The organism is Halobacillus seohaensis (genome assembly GCF_042663045.1).
GTDB classification, from domain to species: domain Bacteria; phylum Bacillota; class Bacilli; order Bacillales; family Halobacillaceae; genus Halobacillus_A; species Halobacillus_A seohaensis.
The window spans coordinates 180,015-203,838 of the sequence record NZ_JBHSZV010000014.1 but is presented as its reverse complement, the minus strand read 5'-3'; the positions used below and the strand labels follow the sequence as shown (position 1 = coordinate 203,838).

The window sequence follows — 23,824 nt, the reverse complement described above, 5'->3', positions numbered from 1 at the left end:
GTAATAAAAGGAAATTTAACTTCGCTGAGGTTTGCGCAGATATTTTTTGATTTTTGAATTGGAAATTTTGGTGCAACCCCTTGTCAAGACTTTTTTATAAATCGGGAATTAAGTCTTCGTAAGGTACTTGGAAAAACTCTTCTAATCTTATTGATAATTCGAACCCTGGTTTATTACGACCGTTCTCTATACTAGAAATGTACGATAGAGAGACTCCAAGCTCTGCGGCTAATTCGCCTTGGGTAAGTTGACGTTTCTTTCTCTCAGAGATAAGACGCCCTCTTTTCGTCCCTTTAATGTGGCTATATTCCTGGCTTGGGTTTTTCTTTTTTGTTGTCACCTAGATCACCTCCTTAGATCAGTTCTTGTGTATCCAGTAAGTCGAGTAAATCCTGAACTGCATCTTCTTTGGTGTAGTTATCATCTTCTTGGAGGTTCCACACAATCGTTAAGACTTCAGTAGTGATAGTCGAACGATCGAGCAGTTCATTGATGTTCATCATCCGACCTCCTTTTTATTATTTGAATGCGTTGCTTGGCCTCGTGATAAAGGTGAAGCTATTTATACTGAATAATTTTCACTAAAAGGTAGTAATCCGAATAATTCGGAACTTTAAGTTCACTAATTTTTAAGTTGGTTCCCATACAGTAGTCCAACTTTCTAAAACCATTTTTTTCGGCCGTTTCTTTTTCCTCCACGAAAGCGACTTGGTCGAAACTTTCAAGGTTGATAGAAAATTGCATTCTTAGATCATTTCCTTAGGAAATAGCTCTTTTTCTTTAAGCGAAGATTTAATAGCGTCGTACACCACCTGATATTTTTTAAGGTCAAATTCGCTTGAATGAACATTTAAAGTAACGGTCAATTGACTCCTTTCGCTATCAACGGTGTATTTTTCAAAACCAACTATTAAATCGTTTTCTTTGTCCAATCAGACTACCTCCTGTTTATTTATTTCTGTTTTAGCAACGACGTTTCTAAAAAAACTCGAGATTCTACACTTTAATATCTTTGCAAGTAATGGCAGATGCTCTGCGTCGAACTTATAGTCTCCGTCTTCGTATTTCTTATAGGTAGAAGCATTTTTGAAGCCGTTACCATTGTTTAAGGTCCGCATTCTATCAGCCATATCTTGCAAGTTAATACCTAAATCATTCCGTCTGTTCCTGATGAACTCTAGATTTAATGTTTTCATTCCTTCCCTCCTCGTTGCTATTTTAGCAACCCTGTAACCACATAATACATTGCTGTATTAGAAATGTCAACAACTTTTAATTTCTTTTTTAGAAATAACGGTTTTTTCCATTTTAGAAACATGTTATCCTCAAATTGCATGTATAGAAAAGGGTGATTTTTTGACTATAAACAAAAGGATAGTCTATCTTAGAGAGAAAAAAGAATGGAGCCAAAGAGAGCTTGCTCGTAGGATTTCTCTAAACACAAGTGTGATGAACAGAATTGAATCTGGTGATCGGCCTATCAAAGATCACGAACTTGCCAAACTTTCGGAAGTCCTTGATGTATCTTCTGACTACTTACTAGGTAGATCAAATAGCCCCGATCTATCAGAAAATGAAGAATTCGAAGCTTTCAAAAATAACCCTGATTTACAACGCTGGTTCTATGAACTTCCTAAAAGCGATGAAGAAGACCTTGAGCAGCTAAGGGAAATGTGGGAAATTATAAAGAAGAGAAGGAAATCCTCCGATAAAAATGGCGGAAAAAATTTTAAAAGAAAATGAATTATATTATAATGGAATTTAAAATAAAGTCCTTGTCGGGGCTTTTCTTTTCACTAATAAACCGAACATACGTTCCTATTAGGAGGGGTTACATGTATTATTACACAACAAATGTAGAGGATTTTGTAAGAGATATATATTATGGATTAGAAATTGATCATCCTGATCAGCTCATTATTGAGGAAATTGCGAGAAAACTTGATATTTATGTTGTTTATTGGGACAAGGATAGTCAGGTGATAAATTGGGATAATGAAGCCAACATATTTCTTAATAGAGACTTATCCACACGGTCTACATGGCAACAGTTTGCACATGAGCTCTGTCATCCTAAACGCCATGCCGGCAATCAGTCCGTAATGCCACTCGAATTTATTCACTATCAGGAATGGGATGCACATTCTTTCTCCCTTCACTTTTGCATTCCAACATTTATGTTGCTAAAAATGGAACTCCCCTTCAATCGAAGGCATGCTGTTAAACAGGTCGCTGATACATTCAATGTGACAATTCCGTTCGCTTCACAACGTCTTTATAAATACGAAAATCAATGGATAGGCTCATTGAACCATAATATGTACCACGGGTTGTAGTTGATTTGAATTAAGGTAGTTATGAGGAGGTATGTGTGCTATGCGCTGTGAAAAGATTAAATTAAAGTCGGGTCAAATCAGATGGGAGTGTGTTGCTGACGGACCGCGTGACCCTGTAACTGGAAAACGCAATCAAATAACCAGGAGAGCTATAAAACAAAAAGAAGCCAAGAATAAAGTATTAGCTGCCATACTCGACTTAGAGGAAAATGGTTTTGACAATAAAAAAACAAAAAATATAACGTTCGATGAGGCTACTTCTAGATGGTATGAAATGTACCAAGTACTAGGTCACAAAGACAGTACCTTATTAAGGCGCCGGAAGGATGTCCTTGTTCTAAACAGGCATTTAGCAAAACACCCAGTTGCAAAAGTAACTCATTACATGTATCAAAAAGTCATCAATACTCTATTTGCTGACTATTCCAGAAATACAGTTAAAGGCATCCATGGTACAGCTAATCAGATATTTAAGTATGCTAAAAAAAATAAATGGGTTAAAGAAAATCCTGCTACAGGTGCGGAGATCCCAAAAGAGCAAAAAACAGTGGTTGAAATAAAAAAGAACAATATAGAAGAAAAGTTTCTAGATCACGAAGAGTTAGAAGAATTTTTAAATGCAGTAGTCAAACATGGCAAACTTTATGATAAAGAACGGTTTTACACATTGGCGTTCTCCGGTATTCGACCTGGTGAGTTATGTGCTCTGCAAAAGTCAGATCTGCTTTTTGATAAAGAGGTCATAGACATAACAAAAACGCTCTACAACGAAAAAAACAATATGAGGGATTACGTATTAACACCACCCAAAACATATGGATCAGTAAGAGAAGTTCCTATGGAAAAGGTAGTTCTGGACATGCTGCGAAATGTTGTACTAGAGAATGATAAAAGAAAAATGAAGTTGCGCAATTCGAGTATTAATTACTGGAACACGATGGATGAGTATCACGATGAGGATTTCGTATTTGCCCGCAAAAATGGATACCCCTATACGACCATTGCGTTAAACACCAGGATGAATCAATTACTAAAATATACAAACATTACAAAACGTGCGACTCCTCACATTTTCAGACACACACACGTTAGTATGCTGGCAGAAGCTAAAGTAGAGCTTCCCACAATCATGAAAAGGGTCGGGCACGATGACTCAGCAACCACCATGAAAATTTACACGCACGTAACGAATAAAATGAAAAAAGATGCTCCTGTACAAATTTCTAATTTGTACGGGAACATCCTTGAAAGAATACAGTTTTAAAAAATAATGTGAGGGTTTTGTGAGGTTTTCTTAAATCAGGGTGCTGATTCACCCTGAAAACCCCCATATATCAATGGTTTCAAAAAAACTCGAAAGTATTATAGATATCCTTTTTCTTTTAACGAAATAAACTTTCGATCTCCTATCACTAGATGATCTAGCACTTCGATCCCAATGATCTTCCCACATTCATTCAACCTTTTCGTAACTTGAATGTCTTCTTGAGAGGGTGTGGGGTCTCCAGAGGGGTGATTATGAGCACAAATGATAGAAGCAGCTGAACGCTTAACAGCTTCTTTAAATACCTCTCTAGGGTGTACTATCGAGGCATTTAAACTGCCAATAAATATTGTTTGTCTATGAAGCACCTGGTTTTTCGTATTAAGAAACAAACAAATAAAATGTTCCTGTTTCAAATCCCTCATTTCTTCCATTACAAAATCCGCCCCATCCTCAGGACTACGGATGACATACCTTTCTACTGGCTTCATTTGTTGAATTCTTTTACCAAATTCGATAGCAGACAATAATAGAACGGCTTTAGCCGAACCGATCCCCCTAATGGCTATTAGCTCCTCGATCGTAGCGTCTTTCAAAAGCATAATCCCTTCAAAGTGGATAAGCACTCTTTGAGCCAGATCGGTTACTGACTCCTGTCTTGTCCCACTTCCTAGCAAAATCGCTAACAGTTCTTGGTTAGATAACTGAGAAGCACCAAGTTTAAGTAATCGCTCTCGAGGTCGATCCTCTTTTGGTACATCACGAATCATAATGCTTGTAGATGACATTCAGTCGCTTCCTTTCCTTTTAATTCCCCAAGTATGAGGTATTTATAGTCTATAGAATAATATTGATTCTATAGACTCAGTATCTTTGGAATACTAAAGGAAGAAGCTATGGAAATATTCTATTATTAGGCTATAATATTTCTATTATTGGCTATCTACCTAACTCCCTTCTTGAAAAATTATGTTATTTCTTCATTGATTCTAAGGCCTGAGCGAAAGCTAACCAACTTAAACCATTTTCTGTTTCACTTACCCAGTCTTTAAGAGCTTGACTAAATCCCTCATCATTCCCTTCTATTTCAGACCATGATTGTAGCATTTGATCTCTTTCTTCCATAGGAACAGTGTGGAGAGTGTGTTTCTCCAAATGATTGATTACACTTTTCACAATAGAAGATTGAGATTCTATGACAGCTATTTTCCCACTTTCAACTTCCCACGTTTTTAAGTATGTTGGAACTTCCATTTCTGACAATTCATCAACCAACACATTCACTGTTGATTCCTTATCCTCACTTCCAGATAACAAATAGTACTGTTCATTTTGTAGCCAAATAATAGATGGCAATGACTGCTCTGAAAGCTTGTCCTTCCATTCATTAGCTGTTTCTTCATTCGTATAAACACCACTCTGGACAACTTTTGCTTCTAAACTCGGAAGATCAATAGATATCTTTGAAGCTTCCGTCGTTTGAATCTGATCCCCTGACACCGATTGCGTTGGAGCAGCCTCCTCTGTTACTGAAACGAACAATTTCAATAAAACAAATCCAAGGGCTAAGCTTACGAATAATGCCGTCATAATAGATAAACTTACATATTTAAATGACGATTGCGAAAGTTTTTTACGTATAGTAGGGATTTTGTTGAATTTAGAGTAGGACGTTTGTTCATGAGTCTTTTGTAGCTTGTTTAATTGAGTGGCAGCTTGTTGCTCTTTTGCCTTAACGATCTCTTCCTGGCTATCATTTTTATTATATGAGATTTTAATTTTATTTTTTTCATCCATCTGTTATCACTCCCTCACTATTTTCTTCAATCTAACACAAGCATTATAAAAATGACGTTGGATTTTGTCATGACGTTTTCGACAATATAAAAAAACGAAAGACTATCCTAGGATTAGTCTTTCGTCTCAAATGGGTTATTTTTATTTGATTTCCTTTGGTAATTATATGTTGATTGTTCATCTTTTAAACTAGATAGTTCTGGATAATAAAATACAGAAAACTCTATAAAATAATTATGGATATTCTCTCCATAGCCTTCTACTTGTTCATCATCAAAGATTATAGAATTAACACCCACGAGTCGCTCATGATTAGATAATTGATCGAGGAATAGTAAAAAATCATCAAAACTTTTCGAAAACAGCTCTACTTCAAAATTAAGGGTTTGCACTCCTTCTGGCAAGGTCCCTATTGAACGAATTACTTCTTCATTATTGTTTTCTGCTTCTCCGTAATTTTCAGGAGATGCGGATCGGATGTTATTTATCACACTTTGAGAAACACTTTCAGCCCTCTCAAGCGCAGTCAATACTTGATCTGTGGATTTCGTCACAGGTAGCTCAGTAATCAACGTCCGGAGGGAGGGCGAAGGGTCCTCTTCTTGATTTTGCATTGAATAGAGTACTTCTTTCTCTGTCACTAATGTCTGCTGAAGTGTAGCTATTTCCTGTTGTGAGTCACCTATAAATATCGTGTGAAATAAAAAACAAAGGCCTACTAAAGATGAGATGGAAATAATACTCATCCCTATATATAAATTCCGCTGTTTAATCATCCTTATCACCCTCCTCTTCCGGAGAATACTGACGATTAACAACAACTGAAAATGAAGCTAAATAACGTGGTCGAAATTCAAATTGATTTAACCCTTCTTCTGGAGATTCTGTGAACACATCGCGCAGCTCAACGTCTTCAATAAACTCCTCCGCAAGAAGAGCATCTGTATAGGTAGCTGTTTTTTGTAACGAATCAAAGCGCACCTCAATTTCAATCGTTTGATTCACTTGATAACTATAGTTCTCTATGTAACCTCTCTCAGGTAATAGCACTATCATTCTCTCAAGAATAGGAATCGTAGGAAACAAGGTATCTTCAACTGAATTTCTCGCTTCTCGAAGTTCCTTCACTTTACCTTCTGATTCTGTAATATGATTACCTTCAGTAACAGCTTGTTCTTCTCTTATTTCTTTAATTTGTTCTTGAGTCAATTTCTGCTCACTACTTATTTGACGGGATTCAAACCAAAAGAAAAACAACAGAATGAGAGCAATAAGTAAAGTCACTCCCACGATTAACCATGGAGTTAGATTTCGCTTTTCTTTTTCTTCAATTAAATTAATGTCTACGATCATAGCAAACACTCCATAATTCAATACGAACCTTTAAAGGATAATCCAACAACATCGGCAAAACGATTAGGCAAAGAATCTATTTCTAATTGATCAAGCTCGACAGTTTCCACAAGAAGTGAAAATCTAGAATTCATCGTTTCAAATAATTCGCTCCTGTAAGTCCAATCACCGGTTAGTAGTACTTTTGAAATTTCCGCCTTCCCTTCTTTAACTGAGAACTTATAAAAATTCATAATGCGAGACATTTCTTCTAATTGATCGGAGACATACCCTTGTATAGTTGAATGAGTCCCACGCCACTCTAACCACCTTTCGGAATCATTACTAGTAACCTTCCATGATTGATGATCTAAATTTGATTTCATCTGACGAGAAAATTGCGGAATTCCCTTATTAAACACGGTCAGGACAATTCCGTCTATATTCCACTCAACAATCAAAATATGCTCCTCATCAGGTACTTTTTTATAGGATTCATACAAACGATAAACAGAAAAAGACGTTAATTCCGCCACTTCAGGCTTAAGCTTTACTTCGTTAAAACTATCTTTCAACTGGTTTAATCGTTCTTCTGGATAAGCGACAAATAACACGTTCTTTTCTCCATTATATTCGCCCAAATTCGCATGGTCAAAAACAGGATTTTCATACGGGAGGTGAATGCTCTCTCCTAACTGCGAGTATAAATAGCCTTTCACCTCATCCCATTCAACTTGTTCAGGTACCTTTTGATGACGAATGATGACAGACGAATCAGGCACAGCAAAGTACAAAATTTTCGTTTTTAAACGATGATGGTTTAAAATATCTTCAATTTGCATCTCAAACCGACGGCTATCTTGGATTACCCCTTCAACAATCAAATCTCGAGGCAGAATACTTTCTCCAAATGCTACAATACTGTTTTTGTCAAAAGGTTTAGAAATCACATAACGTATTGCATGATTTTTTACCACCATATGTAATCTGTGTTTACTAGATTTTAACTTAAACATTACTTCACCTCCGAGGCTAAAAGAAACTGGTGACATACCACTTAATTAAAACTGGTCCATAATAGAGAGACAGGATTCCTCCCGTCACGATAAAAGGACCAAAAGGAATTGGCTTTTTCCTTGTAATGATCCCTAAACCTAGTAGCGTAATGCTAACAACCGCACCTATTAAGCTAGCGAGGAAAAATGTAACGAGTAATAACTTTGTACCCAAGGCTAAGCCGATAACTGCAAAAAGCTTCATATCGCCACCACCCATACCTCCACGGCTGACGATAATGATTAATGCCGTCCCTATTAATCCAACCATGGCACCGACTACCGAGCCCCACCATGGTTCTAGCGGAACGATCACTCTATAAATGATGAAAATCACCGTAAAAAAAATCAAAACTTTATTAGGAATAATCATATAGCGCAAGTCACTGACGACAATTATATGGAACATGGATAACAATAGTAAAGCAAGGATGAGGTGGAGATCGAATCCAAACCTCCAGTAGCTAAAAGCAAATGCGAGCCCACTGAGAATTTCCATTGAAGGGTAAATCGAAGAGATTCTTTGATGGCAATGACGGCATAGGCCTTTTTGAATAAAAAAAGACAGCACGGGGATTAATTCATACCAACTTAATGTGTGATGGCAATTGGGGCAATAGGATCGTTCTTGTTTAAATAGTTCGCCGTTAGGTACACGCAAGCCGACGACATTGTAAAAAGATCCAAGTGTGACACCTAATAGGTAAAAATAAAGGGTGAGTAGTGTAGTCATTTTTCGCTCCTTATTAATTACTGAAGAGCCCCCTTTAAGGAGGGGGCTCTTCAGTAATTCACTTCACATTACTTTAATTTCCAACTTTTCCTCGGTTTAAATCTTCACTTTTAATAAAATCAGGATTATTACTATTACCACTTGATCCAATATCATAGTTATCATTTCCAGCATCTAAATAAACGCTGTAAGACATACTTCCAGAATCTGCTTTAGTTACTTCCACTCCACCTGATTCATACGAATTACCGTCTGGATCTTTTAAATCTGAAGACAAATATCCGTCACCTATTAAACTATAAGTTTCATTACCGTCATCCTTAAGATCAATAGTTACAGAAGCATTGTCTCCCGTTGGAATGTTTTCTGATGTCACTAACAACCTAGAGGCCTCAATCATTTGCTCCGCATTCGCAACCGTCGCATCCTTTTTCGAGTTCTCAATCACGTTCCCTATCGATGGTACAGCAATCGCTGCAATAATTCCGAGAATTACAATAACCGCCAAAAGCTCAACTAACGTAAAACCTTTTTGATTCTTTAGACTTTTCTTCCATGTGATGAACATACCTTTTCCCCTTTACTAAATAAAAATTCCAGACAACCGTAATGATTATCCGGTCGGTTGCACTACTTGCTCCCAGTTCTCTAAGTGCCCAATTACAGAGTACTGTTCATCACATCCGATATAAGACTAATAAACTACTTCTATATTACTAAGATACCACATTATTTATTATAATAAACACCTCATTTTGTGTCGAATTATTGAATTTGTTCAAAAACAGAAAACATTGGAATTGCAATTGCTGCAACAATCCCGCCAACGACAATAGCTAACATGACAATCATCAACGGTTCAATTAACATCTTGATACGATCTGTACTATGATCAATTTCTTGTTCATAAAAATCTGCTGCTTTACTCAACATATGATCTAATGCCCCTGTCTTTTCTCCCACAATAATCATTTGAGTGACAAGACTCGGAAAGGCCCAATGATGAAGTAATGGATTGGCCATAGATTCGCCTTTTTCAAGGGAATCCCTCGCCCGTTTTAAGCCTTCTTCAATTACTTTGTTCTCTACTATACGCTCAGTAATTTGCACGGATTGTAGAACCGGTACAGAGCTATTAAACAATGAACTTAAAGTTCGTGTCATTCTAGAGAGAGCGGCTTTCTGAACAAGCTTACCGAAAAGAGGGAGTTTCATCTTGCCATAATCCACATAGTAGGCAAAGGTAGGATTTTGCATCCCTACTCGAAATCCTAGCCATATGGGGAGAGGAATGATAAAAAACAGCCACCAGAAGCTTCCAAAAAAATCTCCTACATTTAATATAAAACTCGTAATTGGTGGAATATCACTGCCTAACGTTGTGAACATATTCGCAAATCTTGGCACAACAAAACTTAGCATAAATATTACGATTAAGAGAGCAATAACTCCAACCACCATCGGATAGGATAGAGCGGAAAGTATTTTCTGTTTTAGCTCATGCTGTTTTTCATAATAACTAGCCATACGATGAAGAATTTCATCCAGATTTCCTCCGGCTTCCCCCGCTCTTACCATATTGATAAAAAGAACAGGGAATATTTTCCGGTGCTTCTCGGCTGCATCTGAATACGCATGACCCGCTTCTAATTCCTCAGCAATATCGTTAAGTGCTTTTTTTAAGGGACGGCTGTTTGTTTGTTCTAGTAAGATATACGTAGCTTCTAACAAGGAAACTCCTGCTTCAATTAATGTTTCAAATTGGCGGAGATACAATACAAAATCTTTGCTTTTCACTTTATTACTAAGATGAATTTCCTTATATAAAAGTCCCTCAAGTTCAGTAATTCGGGCTACAAACACTCCCGAGTCCCTTAAATCCTGAATTGCTTGCTGTCGGCTATCAGCTTTCACACGACCTTGCTTTTGAGCTCCTTTACGATTTCGTCCTTCGTATTTAAAATAAGCCATCTAACCTCACTCCTGAACAAAGGGGATTACTGAGTCTTTTGCGATCTCACCCGTCTCTAGTAAATGACGGAGAGACATATCCATGGTATGCATACCCTCTGCTTTGGAGGTTTGCATAACATTTTGTATTTGATGAATTTTTTCATTGCGGATTAAATTTTTGACAGCCGGAGTATTCATTAAGATTTCCGTCGCAGCTACTCTTCCTTGCCGATCCTTCGTTTGAAAAAGACGCTGTGAAATAATTGATTGCAATACTGTCGCTAACTGAATGCGAACTTGTGGCTGCTGCTCAGGTGGGAATACATCAATGATACGATCCATCGTAGCCGCTGCTCCCGTTGTATGTAAGGTTCCAAGTACAAGATGACCTGTTTCTGCTGCAGTAATTGCTGTTGATATCGTTTCAAGGTCCCGCATTTCGCCCACTAGAATAACGTCCGGATCTTGTCGCAAGCAGGATCGCAAACCGCTCGCAAAGTTTTGAGTGTCAAAACCAATCTCTCGCTGGTCGATAATACAGTGATGATGAGTATGCAAATATTCGATAGGGTCCTCTAAAGTAATAATATGTCGGCGCATATTATGATTCATATAATCAATCATCGCTGCTAATGTCGTGCTTTTTCCGCTTCCTGTAGGTCCGGTAACAAGAACCAACCCTTGAGAAACGCCCGCTATCTTCTTTAGGATGTCAGGCATCGATATTTCTCCAAGAGACGGAACTTCTTTGGGAACTATTCGGATCGCCAAAGAAATACATCCCCTCTGATGATAAGCATTAATACGAAATCTTGACAGACCTTGAATACCATACGAAAAATCAAGTTCTCCTTTTTCTTTAAATTGCTCCCATAGTTCATCTGATAATATCGCCTGGGCCATTTCCTCAATGTCCTTAGGGGTAAGTACATCTTTACCATATTGTTTGAGTTCTCCGTGTAGCCGAAAGACTGGAGGTACACCTACAGTTAAATGGATATCAGAAGCTTCTAGCTTATAAGCCCCCTTAAGTAATTGTTCAAAACGTTCTACCATCCGTATTCCCCCTACTAAGTTAGTGCTACTCTCATCACTTCATCCATTGTAGTAAGACCTTTCTTAACCTTGAGCAATCCATCATCAATTAAAAAAATCATTCCGTTTTTCCATGCATAGTCTTTAATTTGAGCTATTGATTGATAACTCATCATCATTTGTCGAATATCGTCATCAACGACAAGGATCTCATGGATAGCCATCCTGCCTTGGTATCCTGTATGCTGACAGTTCGAACATCCTTCACCTTTATAAATTTCCTCAATCGTTAAGCCACGTTTCTCAAATTGTTCGAGTTCCATGTCAGTAGGTTCATATACTTTTTTGCAATTTTGACAAATTTTTCGTACGAGGCGTTGAGCTACGATTCCTGATAAAGAGGAAACAACTAAATATGGCTCTACATCCATGTCAAACAACCGCGGAATGGTAGCAATCGCACTATTAGTATGGAGTGTTGATAAGACAAGATGACCAGTTAAAGATGCACGAACAGCTATTTCAGCCGTTTCAGAATCACGAATTTCTCCTACCATGACGATGTCCGGATCCTGACGCAAGACGGATCGTAATCCTTTTGAAAAAGAAAGACCTACTGCACTCTTCACTTGAACTTGATTAATTCCTTCAATTTGATATTCAACAGGATCCTCGATCGTTATAATGTTTTGCTTATCTGTATTCAAGTAGTTAAGAGAAGCATATAAAGTGGAAGACTTTCCTGAACCTGTTGGTCCTGTCATTAAAATAAGTCCGGAAGGCTGTTCGATCATTTTTAAATATCTTTTGTAATTTATTTTATTAAATCCCAGTTCTGATAGTTTGTTTAAAACGCTTCCTAAATCTAATACTCGTATGACGATCTTCTCTCCAAACACAGTGGGTAAGGTTGATATTCTTAAGTCTACAGGCACAGAATTGACATTCGTTTTGATTCTTCCATCTTGAGGAAGCCGACTTTCAGTTATATTTAGATTAGCCATAATCTTCACACGAGCAATCAGTGAGTTTTGGATTGATTTAGTGAGTGTTTTTTCAGTCCGCAGCAGTCCGTCAACTCGATAACGGATCAACACTTTTGTTTCCTGGGGATCAATATGGATATCACTGGCCTTCAACTGAACACCCACCTCCATGATTTGATCAACGAGACGGATTGCTGGTGATTCTTCATCATTATCCTCTATGTTTTCTTCCACATCACGCATATTATAGTATTTATTAATGTTCTGTAAGATTTCATCCTTTGTCGCAATAACTGGAGCTATTTGAAGCCCTGTAGAAATCTGCAAATCATCGATCGTATAATAATCCATTGGATCGTTCATGGCAATCGTCAATTGATTATGATCTTTTTTTAAAGGCATAACGATATTGCGCATGGCAAATTCTTTTTCCACTAGGTTAAGCAACGTTGTATCAACCGGATAGCGGTATAAAGAAACATGTGGAATCCCAAGTTGGAATTCTAATACTTCAATTAACTGTTGCTCTGAAATTAAGCCCCTCTCTAACAAAGCATCACCTAATTTTTGCTTTTCTTTCTTTACTTGCATAGTTTCCTTAATTTCTTGTTCTGATATTAATTTTTCCTCTTTTAAAATGTCTCCAAGTCTTTTTCTATCCAAACCGTTTCCCCCCATTTGTTACTTACGGTCAACTACTTCTCCTTCATCTTCCCAAATATAATTCTCTCCTTCTCCCTCGGTTTCTAAGTCATCCGTATTTGTATTTCCTTCGTCATCTGAAGATCGAGATTGTTCATCTTTCTCGTTATCCTGAGTGACTCCTTCAGTATCTTGTGTCTTCTTATCAATACTTCTCACTATTTTCCGATCTGTAGGTGGGTAATAATCCTCTATGAGTTCCATTATGTTACCTTCTCGATTTTCACGAATCAAAGTTACAGCAAGACCATCACTTCCCAATTGTTTAACCTCTACCTCTTCACCAACTAAGAGAGGTGAATAATGAACAATTGTTCTTGGTTCTACTCGCTGCCCATAGTCCGCGCAACTTCTAACTTCAGAATCTAATGGGTATCCTCGAATTTCTACTTCTAATTCACTACTATGAATTGAAAAAACAACTTCATAGGTCGTTTGGTTAGGGTTGCGTGCTATAAAATCACGATCTTTCCGTGAATCAACACTCGCTTCTCTCCCTAATTCAGCAAAGGCAGGGAGCGTTTGACTAATATGACGTTCTTCAATTTCAAAATTTGTGTCTAAGAGACTACTATAAATAACAGTTGCTATCCTATGTAAATTTGACTCGTCTACAGGTAGTGCTACAGAATCCATTGTATCTAAAACCGATATTCTTTCTCCTGCATTTATAGTAATCTTACCTACTTCTTTGGTGTATTTAGTAAACCACTCAACATCTTTGACCTCAACTGAATCTGTAGAAATCGATTCATATAAATCCTCAACTCCAGAAGGAACAAAAGAATAAATCGAATAACGTAAAGATTGATCAGGAAGTCTAGCAGCATCTGCTTCAATTTTAGTTATGAATTTATCCAATTGTACTTGTTCAGCTAAATTTGAAGGTAATTGCTCCTTAAGATCCTCAAAATATATTGAATTCAGATCGATTACAATCGGTATATTGTCTCCCTCGACAATACCGTTTAGAGACTCTTCAATTGATATAGTAACAAACTCCTCTTGGAAACTTAACGTTTTACCAGGAAGTTTCACCTCTACTGGATATTCCTTTTTCCATTGATCAAATCGGTTTCGCAACTTTTTCCCGGCCTCTTCCCGATTCAATTGAGCTATATCTACTCCCGCCACTTTTGTTCCTTCATCAAACCTATTTTGTTCTCCAGAAACTATGTTCCAGCCCATAGGCCCTATGTATGTTATAGTCAACATAAAAGTGACCATACCCGTTAAAACCATTAAGCTTTTCCATTGAATCAAACGTCATCTCTCCTATCTTGAGACATGGAATCTACTTCGACTTCTGATATCTCATAATCTTCTATATGAACACCACGATCTTTGTTTTCCTCGTTCTCATTCTTTGATTCCTTTGACTTTCCCTCTTCTTCCTCAGCTAATATGTACTCTAGACGACCTTCTAAATTATTTTGTGCCGGTTCACTTGACTTTTGATGGTGCTTATCTTCTGAAGAGGCGACTCGTGAAGCTAACCATGCTTCATCTTCCAACTCATCTTCCAACTTCTTCTCTATTTGTGGAAAGGAAGACTCGATAGATTTTTCATCTTCTGTTTTGTCCACCTTCAGTTCCACTTGCTCCCTTTGACCTTCGGCTGGCAATTCAGCCTCTTCTGTTGCTGCTTGTTCTAAAGGAAGCTGCGGATATTCCTTGTTTTTTTCAACAACTTTCGATTGGATAAGAATATATGAAAGTAAAATAAGACCTATGGTGACTACAATTGTCACCCATAAAGGGAACGTCATATTTGAGAAAATAACGAAAATCGTAATACTTACAGCTGTAAAAAACAGCAGTAGGGTACTTTTTCTTGACAATCCAAAATCTTTTAAGTAAATAAATAAAAGCACTATAAGGATTGAAACAAAGAAAAAAACATACTCCATGAGACCACCTCCTTATCGCTGTCTACGATTCTATACAGCGAAGTTCATGATTGTTGTAAACCATAAGGTCCGTTCCTTGAATTTTGTTCGCTTTCTGTTCTTGTATATATAGATTTCCATGAATAATGAGTTTTGCTTTGTTATTTAAATGTAAACCTCCATCCCTAACAATCAAATCTCCAAATACTTCTAACTCTTCCCCATTCTTCACTTGTAAACCGTGTTCAAAAACCGCATTTCCACTTATTGTAGTGTTTACATTATTAGTCGTTTTTGCTATCCCTGAACTAAACAATGTATCCCCTTGATAAGAAGATCGCAAACCGGCATCCTCTGATCTGTCAAAACTATCAAAGTTTAAATGTTCTAGAAAAGTATAATAATTCACAACCCTATTCTCTATATGTATATTATTTTTTTCACAGGCTACTCTCTCTACTGGTGAACCTGATGTATTAATCGTTAGAGTTCCCTGGATTACTTCCTCCACGTCACCAGACACCCCAACACTTTCATAGCTAATGTTGTTCGCATCACTTTTGCTATCGAGAATACGCACGGTATATTCTGTATGTGAAACAGCATCATCCATGACAATAGTTCGTTCATTATTCCAATGCTCTTGAATATTTTCTTTTAACGGTTGATCATTTGTTTCCCTGTTTAATTTTTTAACGCTCGCTTCAAAGTACTCCTGACCCATGATCGCCAAATTTTCCGCCTGCACATACTGTTGTGATTTATTAACCTGTTGATTAGTAGAAGTTAACTGAAAACCCAGAGCCGTAAAGAGAACACCCATAACAATAATGGTTAAAAGCACAAGGCCGAGTGCAGCTCCACTCTCATTTTTGAGTTGTTTCATGAGGTGGCCTCCTCTCGTACATAATGATAAGTTTCCGTGACAAGAGATAATTCACCACTAGTTAGACTCCGATATACTTCTACGTTAATCCGAACGACCAACCCTTTTTCTTCAACGCTTTGACATAGGTTCACTTCTAGGTCATAGGTTTGATTTTGTGAAGATGTGTAATATAATCGATTTGAGTTATCTGTATCAAAATGACCATTTATAGAGGCCAAAGAACTAATATCCACGGATTGTTGAGTTTCCGACTGTGAACAAGAAGCAGTCCACTGATTCAAAATCTCTTCTGAAGTACTTACATAATACCCGACCTCTTCTGCAATATTGGTAGCATCCAGTTCCGTTTCAACACGATTGGAAGAGGCTGCATAATTTAAAAAAACAGCTAAGAAAACCGTTGTTACTAATCCTAGTAACGTAATGGCTGCTAGCACTTCAATTAAAGTAAATCCTTTATCCTTAAACATATCATCACCACTACTTCTTACTAGTTAGGAGAAAAATTGTGCGACGTTATCGTCTGCTAAACGAAAAGGGAATCACACTGGTCGAGCTACTTGCTGCACTTGCTTTGTTAGGAATGATTACAGCAATTGCTGGTAGCCTGTTTTCGCAAACAATGAATTCATCATCGACTGTCGAAGACCAAATCAACTTAAAACAGAAAACGAATCAAATACTTTCTCATTTAAGGGAACAGACAAAACAAGAGCCTGTAGAAATTTGTTATAAAAATGATCAGGTTATTTATGTGAATGGTGAAAATCTACTAGGCTCTGAACACGTATTTATTAGTCAATTATACATTGAAAACGGGCAAAATTCATTATCTAAGTCGTCTGAATGTTTAACTACGACAACCAAAAGTCCTATAAACATTGATATAACAGTCGACACGAAAGGACAAAATTCTTCGGATTATCAAACATCTACTATTATTATTCCCAGACCTAAAAGTGATCTTGTACTAGATGAGAATCAACAACAAGATTTTTTTAGTGATAGTAAAGAATTTAAAAATTTAGACCCTATTCACCATCAACCTTATCAAAAAGGTATCCCATCACAAATTAAGTGTAGTTTTGATGAAAACACTAAAATTTCTGAAGAACGGGTCCATGCTCCTACATGGGGAACTGAATGCGCCCAAACTACATTTTCCTTAAGTGTGTGGTATCCCTATAATTTAACATTGAATAGCGGAGGCTCGCCCGTGGAGCTTAGCGTCCAGAAAAATTTGTATGTTGATAAAAAAACTACTTTAATTGGCGATGCAACAATAGAAGTACGTGGAGATGCTTTATTTGAAAACACAGTTACTCTAAAGGGTAATTCTACTATGTCTGCGAACAATCTATATTTTAAAAACGGTGGAGTTATCCAGGAAAATACTTCTTTACAATCTAAAGGGAGTATGCGAATTGATGAAACCTTAACTCTAATGGGGGATGCCGAAATTTCAGCCGATGGAAATTTATTCATTGATGGACCTATTGAAATGCACAATGACACTTATATCTCTTCTAAAAAGGATATAATTATTAGTAACAATGTTGGTCTTTCGTGGAGCACTGGAACAATTTGTGCAGAAGGAGAGATTATAGGCCAAGGATATGTAGAAAGTAATATAAACCTACTGTCTAATCAAGGGGTTGGAGGGTGTTCTTCCCCATAAAAACAAGCGGCTGAATGAACGATTCATTCAGCCGCTTGTTTTAACTTTTCATAACTTGCCACTCGATCACGTCCTTGTCGTTTTGCGCCAATATACATCGCACGATCAGCCTGCCGAGTAAGTTCTAATAAATCTTCGCAATGTTCGGGGTAGGAAGCCACACCAAAACTAGCGGTTACGTCTATGTTCTGCGGCTGATTATCACTTAAGATATGTTCATAGCTCACATATGATTTATGATTAACTGACTGTCTTATTTCCTCTGCTATAGTTACTGCTTCTTGACTAGAATAGCCTGGTAGTATGACAGCAAATTCTTCTCCGCCATATCGAGCGACAACACCACGTTCTGCTATTACAGCTTCTAATCGTCTGGCTAACTGACAAAGAATTTCATTTCCCGCTTTATGGCCAAAGTAATCATTCACCGATTTAAAGTGATCTATATCTAATAAGATTTGTGATACTGGTTGATTCCCTTTGTTATTTCGCCAGTCATCAGCAATGGATTGTAAATAATCTTCAAAATAACGATAATTATACAATGAGGTTAATGGGCAGCGTTCATTCTCTATTTTCGTTTTTTCGTAATATTTAGCATTATCAATAGCTACTGCTAAATAATTACTCAAAATATTTAATATCATATATTGATACTTATAAAATGCTTTGTGTCTCGTTGCATAGATCGTAATAACTCCAACGATTTTACTTTGTCGTGTAACCGGTAGGGACAAAACGCTTTCGACATTCTCAGGTGTATCGGGGTTAATTAAATGCTTCCACTTTTTCTTGCTATTGTAATGTTTTCCTTTACCAGTCTTCCATGTATCCCCACTAATACTCTGGTCTTCAATTAAATCGATCTCGGGAAGTTCAGTTTGATAAACACGATCATAAAAACGTATTAACTTCATGGAATGATTAGAAGTCACATCAAATATATACATATAATCTATAGGTAATAACTTTGTTACTCTATTAACAAACACATCTAATACATCTTGGACTCCTAAGCTACCCGTAAGCTCATGTCCAATATCACCTGTTTTCTGTAAGTAGCGGTTTACCTGGCTTGTCTTATAGAATTGCCTCAGAGTAATTGAAATCAACACGAATGGAATTCCAATTAAGTAAATAGCAGAAGATCCTATCTTAGTATAAACAAAGTAGAGTATAAACCCGATCGGGGCAATGCATAAGGTCGTAAGTAATTCCCAAATCATACCCTGATCAATCATTTTTTTACGTTTTCGTCCATAGAGGTATTGACTTAAAAACTGAAGAAAGATTTGGTTCACCACTATTTGACCGATTACATAGGCAAATACCGGAATAACGTCGCTCCCAGAGTTGAGTGCTTGACTTCCGTGTTCTCCCCCAAGCGCATTATAAAGAGAAGCAGTTAAAATCGATATAACGAGAAACATCACCATATTAAGCGGAACACGAAAAAAGTCAGCCTTACCAATTCTAAGCTTTACCATTAAGAAAATAATAGCTACTTGAAAAACGATAATCTCTACAAGTAATCCAAAATACAAAAAAGCAGCAAAACTAACTCCATTTGTTAAAAATACAGGATAATTTCCCATTAACAATGGAAATAGTGCAACAATTGAGGCTAGTATAATAAAACTAGTGATATCTATTTGATAATCCCTAAGAGAAAGCGATGTATGATTGTAAACTATACAAATCGCTAACGGCCAAATGGCTAGCCAAACACCATAAATGGCCAACTTTTTTCGCCTTGAAATCAACAGATCTCCACCCCCTCTTAAGAATTATAACTGGAATATTCAAACAATTATAATAATAGCACAGCCCTTCTTTTTATTCAAAAAATTTCCTAATATCAGAAATAAAGTAAAGGGAACCAGAAATAACCAATACATCTTCCTCTGTCATTTTTTTTGATATTTCTAGTAAGGCTTGTTTATAATCACTTTCGTAATAGCTCGGTTGAATCATGGATAACCCGTATAAATCTTTGGCCAGCAAAGCTTTTGGGAAAGTGAACTGTGTAAACCATGCCTCTTTTACGAGAGGTTGTAAGGTATGAAGCATTTTTGTAACAGGTTTCCCTTCAACAGCTGCATATAATAGATATATAGACTTGCCAGGAAAATACCGTTTAATAGTATCAAGTAACGCTAGAGTTCCCTCTTCATTATGGGCGCCATCCAAAATGACACGAGGCCGGGACTGAACAGTTTCAAATCTGGCTGGCCAAGTGGTCTTCTCTATCGCTTCTGAATAAAAACTTTTTTGAATCAAAAAGCCAGACCTTCGCAAGTGTTCAATTGTAGCTATGGCTAAAGATGCGTTAGCTACTTGGTGTGTACCTTTCATTTGTGACAAGAGACGAGGAGAGCAATAATTTCCCATTTGGAACTCAAACTCTTCTCCTTTTTCAGAGGTCCTTAGGTAAGTGGTTGAAAAGTCAAAGTCTGCCCTGTAAAGTGGAGCATTTTTTCGTTTGGCCTCTTCCTCAATAACGTCCATCGCTTCCTTTTGTTTAACACATGTAAATATCGGCGTATCCTTTTTTATAATGCCAGCCTTCTCAGAAGCTATATCTTCGTATGTATCTCCGAGCATTGCCATATGATCTTTTCCTATATTTGTTATTACTGATGCCAATGGTTGAATGACATTAGTGGAGTCATAACGCCCGCCAATCCCAGTCTCAAAAATAGCAAAATCTACATTCTTATTTGAGAAGTGAATGATAGACATAACTGTAATGACCTCAAATTCTGTGGGCTCCCCCCATTCAGTTTTTGCGAGTTTCTCAGCAAGAGGTTTTACGATTCCAACAAGATCTGCTAACTCATAGTCAGAGATTGCTTCCCCGTTAATGCTCATTCTTTCATTAAAACGAATAATATAAGGTGACGTAAATGTTCCTACAGAATAACCTTGAGTTTGTAGTAAACTTCTTAAAAAAGAAACTGTTGAACCTTTTCCATTGGTTCCAGCAATGTGTATGGAATTAAGTTTAGTTTCTGGATTGGATAGCCTGTCCATCATCCATTCCATTCTCTTTAAACCAGGCTTGATTTTAAATTTTTCTCTTGAGTGAATCCACTTTATAGCATCCTCATAATTCATAAGTTCGTCCCTCGCTTCATAAATAGTTAACCCATTATAAAATAGGAGAGTATTCATAAGAATACCCTCCTATTATTTATGCTTTTAATTCCTTCATTCTCGCTTCTACTTTTGCACGCTTATCCAAGTAATCATTTTCTTTTTTTCGTTCTTCTTCAACAACATGCTCTGGGGCTTTGCTAACAAATCCTTCATTGGATAGTTTCTTCTGAACCCGATTGACTTCATTATCCCACTTTTCCCGTTCTTTTTCCAGACGCTTAATTTCATCATCAATATTAATTAAACCGGAAAGAGGCAAGTAAAGTTCTGCCCCTGTAACTACTGCAGACATGGCTTTTTCTGGAACTTGAAGTTCCGTTGCTATCGATAGCTCACTTGGATTACAGAAGCGCTCAAGATAACTACGATTTTTTTCAAGTTCCGCAACTACTTGATCATCTTTTCCTTGTACCATCAATTGAATTTCTTTTGACATCGGCGTATCAACTTCGGCTCGGATGTTTCTGACAGAACGTATAATAGATACTAAACGTTCCATTTCTGCAACGGCTTGTTCATTATGAAATTCCTTCCTAACTTCAGGCCAGGATGCTTGAGTAATGGACTCACCCTCATGAGGTAGGTGCTGCCAAATTTCCTCTGTAATAAATGGCATAAACGGGTGAAGCATGCGCATAATTTGATCCAAAGTATAAGCTAAGATGGAACGTGTCGTATGAATTCTTTGTTCATCTTCCCCATATAAAGGAAGCTTAGCCATTTCAATATACCAATCACAAAACTCATCCCAAATGAAGTTGTAAAGGTGACGACCCGCTTCTCCAAATTCGTAACGGTCAATATTCTTGGTAACCTGCTCAACCGTTTGATTTAAGCGTGTTAAGATCCAATCGTCAGCGACTGACTTCTCACCAGTTAAGTCGATCTCTTCATATTTTAAATCTCCCATGTTCATTAAGGCAAAGCGTGATGCATTCCAAATTTTGTTAGCAAAGTTCCAAGTTGATTCTACCTTTTCCCATTGAAAACGTAAATCTTGCCCTGGGGCAGAACCTGTAGAAAGAAAATAACGTAAGGAGTCTGCTCCATACTTCTCTATCACATCCATAGGGTCTACTCCATTGCCTAAAGATTTACTCATTTTACGTCCTTCTGCGTCCCTAACAAGACCATGAATAAGAACATCTTCAAACGGTCGACGATCTGTAAATTCGATCGACTGAAAAATCATTCGACTGACCCAGAAAAAGATAATGTCATACCCTGTTACAAGTACATTTGTAGGGAAATAACGATTAAAGTCTTCATTGTTTTTGTCAGGCCATCCCATAGTTGAAAAAGGCCATAGTGCGGATGAGAACCATGTGTCTAGCACATCTTCATCCTGTTCCCAATTTTCAATATCTGTTGGTGCCTCTTTTCCAACATGAATATCTCCCGTTTCTTTATGGTACCAAGCAGGAATACGATGTCCCCACCAAAGCTGACGGGAAATACACCAATCCCTGATATTTTCCATCCAATTCAAATAGGTTTTCTCAAAACGATCGGGAACGAAGCTCACCTTATCATTACCAGCTTGAAGCTTAATAGCTTCTTGGGCAAGGGGCTCCATATTTACGAACCACTGAGTTGATAAATATGGTTCAACAATCTTCCCGCTTCGTTCGGAGTGACCGACAGAGTGCATATGCTCTTCAATGTCAAATAATACTTCAATTTCTTGAAGATCCTTCACTAACTGCTTGCGGCACTCAAAACGATCCATATTTTGGTAAGTTCCTGCATTCTCATTCATAGAACCATCTTCATTCATAACAAGTACACGTTCTAAGTTATGACGATTTCCAATTTCAAAATCATTAGGGTCATGTGCCGGTGTAATCTTAACAGCTCCTGATCCGAATTCCATATCCACGTAGTCGTCAGCTACGATTTCAATTTCTCTGCCGATGATTGGTAAAATAGCTTTTTTGCCTATCAAGTGCTTGTAACGATCATCTTCAGGATGTACAGCAATGGCCGTATCCCCTAACATCGTTTCCGGACGCGTTGTTGCAATTTCAATAGATCCTTCATCACCCTTCAATGGATAACGCATATGGTAGAAGGCTCCTTGAACATCTTTATACTCTACTTCAATATCAGATAGGGCTGTTTTTGTAGAAGGGTCCCAGTTAATTATATATTCACCACGATAAACTAAGTTCTTTTCATAAAGTTTAACGAATACTTCTTTAACAGCTTCTGATAAACCACTGTCCAACGTAAATCTTTCCCTGGAATAGTCTAAACCAAGACCGAGTTTTTCCCATTGAGTACGAATAAACTGTGCATATTCTTCTTTCCAATCCCAAGATTTTTCTAAAAATGCTTCACGACCCAAGTCATACCGTGAAGTACCTTGTTCTTTTAACTTAGCTTCCACTTTAGCTTGCGTGGCAATACCTGCATGATCCATCCCTGGTAACCACAATACATCATACCCTTGCATTCGCTTGACACGAGTTAAGATATCTTGAAGTGTCGTATCCCAAGCATGTCCCAAGTGCAGCTTACCTGTTACATTTGGCGGGGGAATAACTATGGTATAAGGCTCTTTATTTTTATCCCCTGTGGCTTCAAAGAACTTTCCATCCACCCAGTATTTGTATCGATCTTTTTCAATAGCCAACGGATCATATTTTGTTGGCATTGATACATCCTTTTGTTCCATTCTAATTCCTCCTGATTTATTAAAATAAAAAATCCCTTCCATCCAATAAAGGACGAAAGAGATTACTTTTCCGTGGTACCACCTTAATTTACAGAGAAAACCCTGTACACTTCATGATAAATAACGACTTTTAACCGGCTTCTTCTACTCTTTTCAAAGAAGCTGCATCCTGAGCGACCTTCCATGCCTCATATTCCTAGAAAACTCTCAGCTAATGTTTTCTTCTCTGAAGGAATGATTCATGTACTCTTCCCATTCATAGCATTTCACATATAGTATTGAATAATCATATTGTATATAGAATGCCCTTGTAAAGTCAACTGTTTTGAAAATTTGTAT

Annotated in this window: 26 protein-coding genes, 1 riboswitch and 1 other annotated feature; of the genes, 4 read left to right on the top strand and 22 right to left on the bottom strand. The window is 37.4% G+C overall.

All coding sequences use genetic code 11. The features are described from left to right. Positions 1 to 94: 94 nt before the first annotated feature. Genes ACFQIC_RS07300 through ACFQIC_RS07280 form a run of 5 tightly spaced genes read right to left on the bottom strand, consistent with a single transcriptional unit; the run spans position 95 to position 1,196 of the window. On the bottom strand, positions 95 to 340 hold the full coding sequence (locus ACFQIC_RS07300) for a helix-turn-helix transcriptional regulator (protein ID WP_390217012.1): 246 nt from the start codon (positions 338 to 340) through the stop codon (positions 95 to 97). 13 nt (positions 341 to 353) lie between these two features. Next, the gene (locus ACFQIC_RS07295; RefSeq protein ID WP_390217011.1) at positions 354 to 503 is read right to left on the bottom strand and encodes a hypothetical protein; all 150 of its coding nucleotides are present in this window, start codon (positions 501 to 503) and stop codon (positions 354 to 356) included. Positions 504 to 558: 55 nt separating this feature from the next. Then, entirely contained in the window at positions 559 to 744 is a 186-nt protein-coding gene (locus tag ACFQIC_RS07290) for a hypothetical protein (protein WP_204707166.1), read from the bottom strand. A 2-nt stretch (positions 745 to 746) separates the two neighbouring features. Next, a complete protein-coding gene (locus tag ACFQIC_RS07285; protein WP_204707168.1) occupies positions 747 to 932 on the bottom strand; it encodes a hypothetical protein in 186 nt (61 codons plus the stop codon). Next, positions 933 to 1,196: a helix-turn-helix domain-containing protein gene (locus ACFQIC_RS07280; protein ID WP_204707170.1), complete on the bottom strand. Its 264-nt coding sequence runs from the start codon at positions 1,194 to 1,196 to the stop codon at positions 933 to 935. Between the two features lie 160 nt (positions 1,197 to 1,356). Here ACFQIC_RS07280 and ACFQIC_RS07275 point away from each other — a divergent pair, with 160 nt between their 5' ends. The 3 genes from ACFQIC_RS07275 to ACFQIC_RS07265 all read left to right on the top strand — a co-directional run bounded on the left by ACFQIC_RS07275 (position 1,357) and on the right by ACFQIC_RS07265 (position 3,600). Then, positions 1,357 to 1,743 carry a helix-turn-helix domain-containing protein gene (locus ACFQIC_RS07275; RefSeq protein ID WP_204707172.1) on the top strand — a complete coding sequence of 129 codons (387 nt, stop codon included), beginning with the start codon at positions 1,357 to 1,359 and terminating at the stop codon, positions 1,741 to 1,743. Between the two features lie 92 nt (positions 1,744 to 1,835). Next, positions 1,836 to 2,336 carry an ImmA/IrrE family metallo-endopeptidase gene (locus ACFQIC_RS07270; RefSeq protein ID WP_204707175.1) on the top strand — a complete coding sequence of 167 codons (501 nt, stop codon included), beginning with the start codon at positions 1,836 to 1,838 and terminating at the stop codon, positions 2,334 to 2,336. Between the two features lie 40 nt (positions 2,337 to 2,376). Next, complete coding sequence (locus tag ACFQIC_RS07265) at positions 2,377 to 3,600, top strand: tyrosine-type recombinase/integrase (protein WP_204707177.1); 1,224 nt, start codon at positions 2,377 to 2,379, stop codon at positions 3,598 to 3,600. A gap of 98 nt (positions 3,601 to 3,698) precedes the next feature. Here ACFQIC_RS07265 and radC read toward each other — a convergent pair whose 3' ends face one another. The 14 genes from radC to ACFQIC_RS07195 form a co-directional block, all read right to left on the bottom strand. After that, positions 3,699 to 4,388, bottom strand: a complete 690-nt coding sequence (gene radC, locus ACFQIC_RS07260; protein WP_204707179.1) for a RadC family protein — start codon at positions 4,386 to 4,388, stop codon at positions 3,699 to 3,701. Between the two features lie 184 nt (positions 4,389 to 4,572). Beyond that, the gene (locus tag ACFQIC_RS07255) at positions 4,573 to 5,397 is read right to left on the bottom strand and encodes a hypothetical protein (RefSeq protein ID WP_204707181.1); all 825 of its coding nucleotides are present in this window, start codon (positions 5,395 to 5,397) and stop codon (positions 4,573 to 4,575) included. A 113-nt stretch (positions 5,398 to 5,510) separates the two neighbouring features. After that, positions 5,511 to 6,173 (bottom strand): hypothetical protein, encoded by a 663-nt coding sequence (locus tag ACFQIC_RS07250; protein WP_204707183.1) that lies wholly within the window; start codon positions 6,171 to 6,173, stop codon positions 5,511 to 5,513. Then, on the bottom strand, positions 6,166 to 6,750 hold the full coding sequence (locus ACFQIC_RS07245; protein WP_204707185.1) for a hypothetical protein: 585 nt from the start codon (positions 6,748 to 6,750) through the stop codon (positions 6,166 to 6,168). Before ACFQIC_RS07245 ends, ACFQIC_RS07250 begins: the two co-directional genes overlap by 8 nt. A 17-nt stretch (positions 6,751 to 6,767) precedes the next feature. Further along, positions 6,768 to 7,745, bottom strand: coding sequence for a type IV pilus biogenesis protein PilM (gene pilM, locus ACFQIC_RS07240; protein ID WP_204707187.1), 978 nt, complete (start codon positions 7,743 to 7,745; stop codon positions 6,768 to 6,770). Between the two features lie 16 nt (positions 7,746 to 7,761). After that, entirely contained in the window at positions 7,762 to 8,517 is a 756-nt protein-coding gene (locus ACFQIC_RS07235) for a prepilin peptidase (protein ID WP_204707189.1), read from the bottom strand. A gap of 73 nt (positions 8,518 to 8,590) precedes the next feature. Continuing rightward, on the bottom strand, positions 8,591 to 9,085 hold the full coding sequence (locus ACFQIC_RS07230; protein ID WP_204707191.1) for a type II secretion system protein: 495 nt from the start codon (positions 9,083 to 9,085) through the stop codon (positions 8,591 to 8,593). Between the two features lie 42 nt (positions 9,086 to 9,127). Then, positions 9,128 to 9,211, bottom strand: a riboswitch (cyclic di-GMP riboswitch). A 71-nt stretch (positions 9,212 to 9,282) separates the two neighbouring features. Next, positions 9,283 to 10,488 (bottom strand): type II secretion system F family protein, encoded by a 1,206-nt coding sequence (locus ACFQIC_RS07225; RefSeq protein ID WP_204707193.1) that lies wholly within the window; start codon positions 10,486 to 10,488, stop codon positions 9,283 to 9,285. Positions 10,489 to 10,494: 6 nt separating this feature from the next. Continuing rightward, positions 10,495 to 11,526 (bottom strand): type IV pilus twitching motility protein PilT, encoded by a 1,032-nt coding sequence (locus ACFQIC_RS07220; RefSeq protein ID WP_204707195.1) that lies wholly within the window; start codon positions 11,524 to 11,526, stop codon positions 10,495 to 10,497. Positions 11,527 to 11,540: 14 nt separating this feature from the next. Next, complete coding sequence (locus ACFQIC_RS07215) at positions 11,541 to 13,169, bottom strand: GspE/PulE family protein (protein WP_204707197.1); 1,629 nt, start codon at positions 13,167 to 13,169, stop codon at positions 11,541 to 11,543. A gap of 3 nt (positions 13,170 to 13,172) precedes the next feature. After that, positions 13,173 to 14,456, bottom strand: coding sequence for a VanW family protein (locus ACFQIC_RS07210; RefSeq protein ID WP_204707199.1), 1,284 nt, complete (start codon positions 14,454 to 14,456; stop codon positions 13,173 to 13,175). After that, positions 14,453 to 15,103, bottom strand: a complete 651-nt coding sequence (locus ACFQIC_RS07205; RefSeq protein ID WP_204707201.1) for a hypothetical protein — start codon at positions 15,101 to 15,103, stop codon at positions 14,453 to 14,455. Before ACFQIC_RS07205 ends, ACFQIC_RS07210 begins: the two co-directional genes overlap by 4 nt. 22 nt (positions 15,104 to 15,125) lie before the next feature. Then, on the bottom strand, positions 15,126 to 15,968 hold the full coding sequence (locus ACFQIC_RS07200) for a hypothetical protein (protein WP_204707203.1): 843 nt from the start codon (positions 15,966 to 15,968) through the stop codon (positions 15,126 to 15,128). Next, on the bottom strand, positions 15,965 to 16,441 hold the full coding sequence (locus ACFQIC_RS07195; RefSeq protein ID WP_204707205.1) for a type II secretion system protein: 477 nt from the start codon (positions 16,439 to 16,441) through the stop codon (positions 15,965 to 15,967). Before ACFQIC_RS07195 ends, ACFQIC_RS07200 begins: the two co-directional genes overlap by 4 nt. 38 nt (positions 16,442 to 16,479) lie before the next feature. Here ACFQIC_RS07195 and ACFQIC_RS07190 point away from each other — a divergent pair, with 38 nt between their 5' ends. Beyond that, positions 16,480 to 17,649, top strand: a complete 1,170-nt coding sequence (locus ACFQIC_RS07190; RefSeq protein ID WP_204707207.1) for a prepilin-type N-terminal cleavage/methylation domain-containing protein — start codon at positions 16,480 to 16,482, stop codon at positions 17,647 to 17,649. Positions 17,650 to 17,672: 23 nt separating this feature from the next. Here the strand turns inward: ACFQIC_RS07190 and ACFQIC_RS07185 are convergent, their stop codons facing one another. The 3 genes from ACFQIC_RS07185 to ACFQIC_RS07175 form a co-directional block, all read right to left on the bottom strand. After that, complete coding sequence (locus ACFQIC_RS07185; protein WP_204707209.1) at positions 17,673 to 19,412, bottom strand: sensor domain-containing diguanylate cyclase; 1,740 nt, start codon at positions 19,410 to 19,412, stop codon at positions 17,673 to 17,675. A gap of 73 nt (positions 19,413 to 19,485) precedes the next feature. After that, positions 19,486 to 20,823, bottom strand: coding sequence for a bifunctional folylpolyglutamate synthase/dihydrofolate synthase (locus tag ACFQIC_RS07180; RefSeq protein ID WP_390217010.1), 1,338 nt, complete (start codon positions 20,821 to 20,823; stop codon positions 19,486 to 19,488). A gap of 19 nt (positions 20,824 to 20,842) precedes the next feature. Next, positions 20,843 to 23,485, bottom strand: a complete 2,643-nt coding sequence (locus ACFQIC_RS07175) for a valine--tRNA ligase (RefSeq protein WP_204707211.1) — start codon at positions 23,483 to 23,485, stop codon at positions 20,843 to 20,845. A 45-nt stretch (positions 23,486 to 23,530) separates the two neighbouring features. Next, positions 23,531 to 23,754: a binding site (T-box leader), on the bottom strand. Positions 23,755 to 23,824 lie beyond the last annotated feature (70 nt).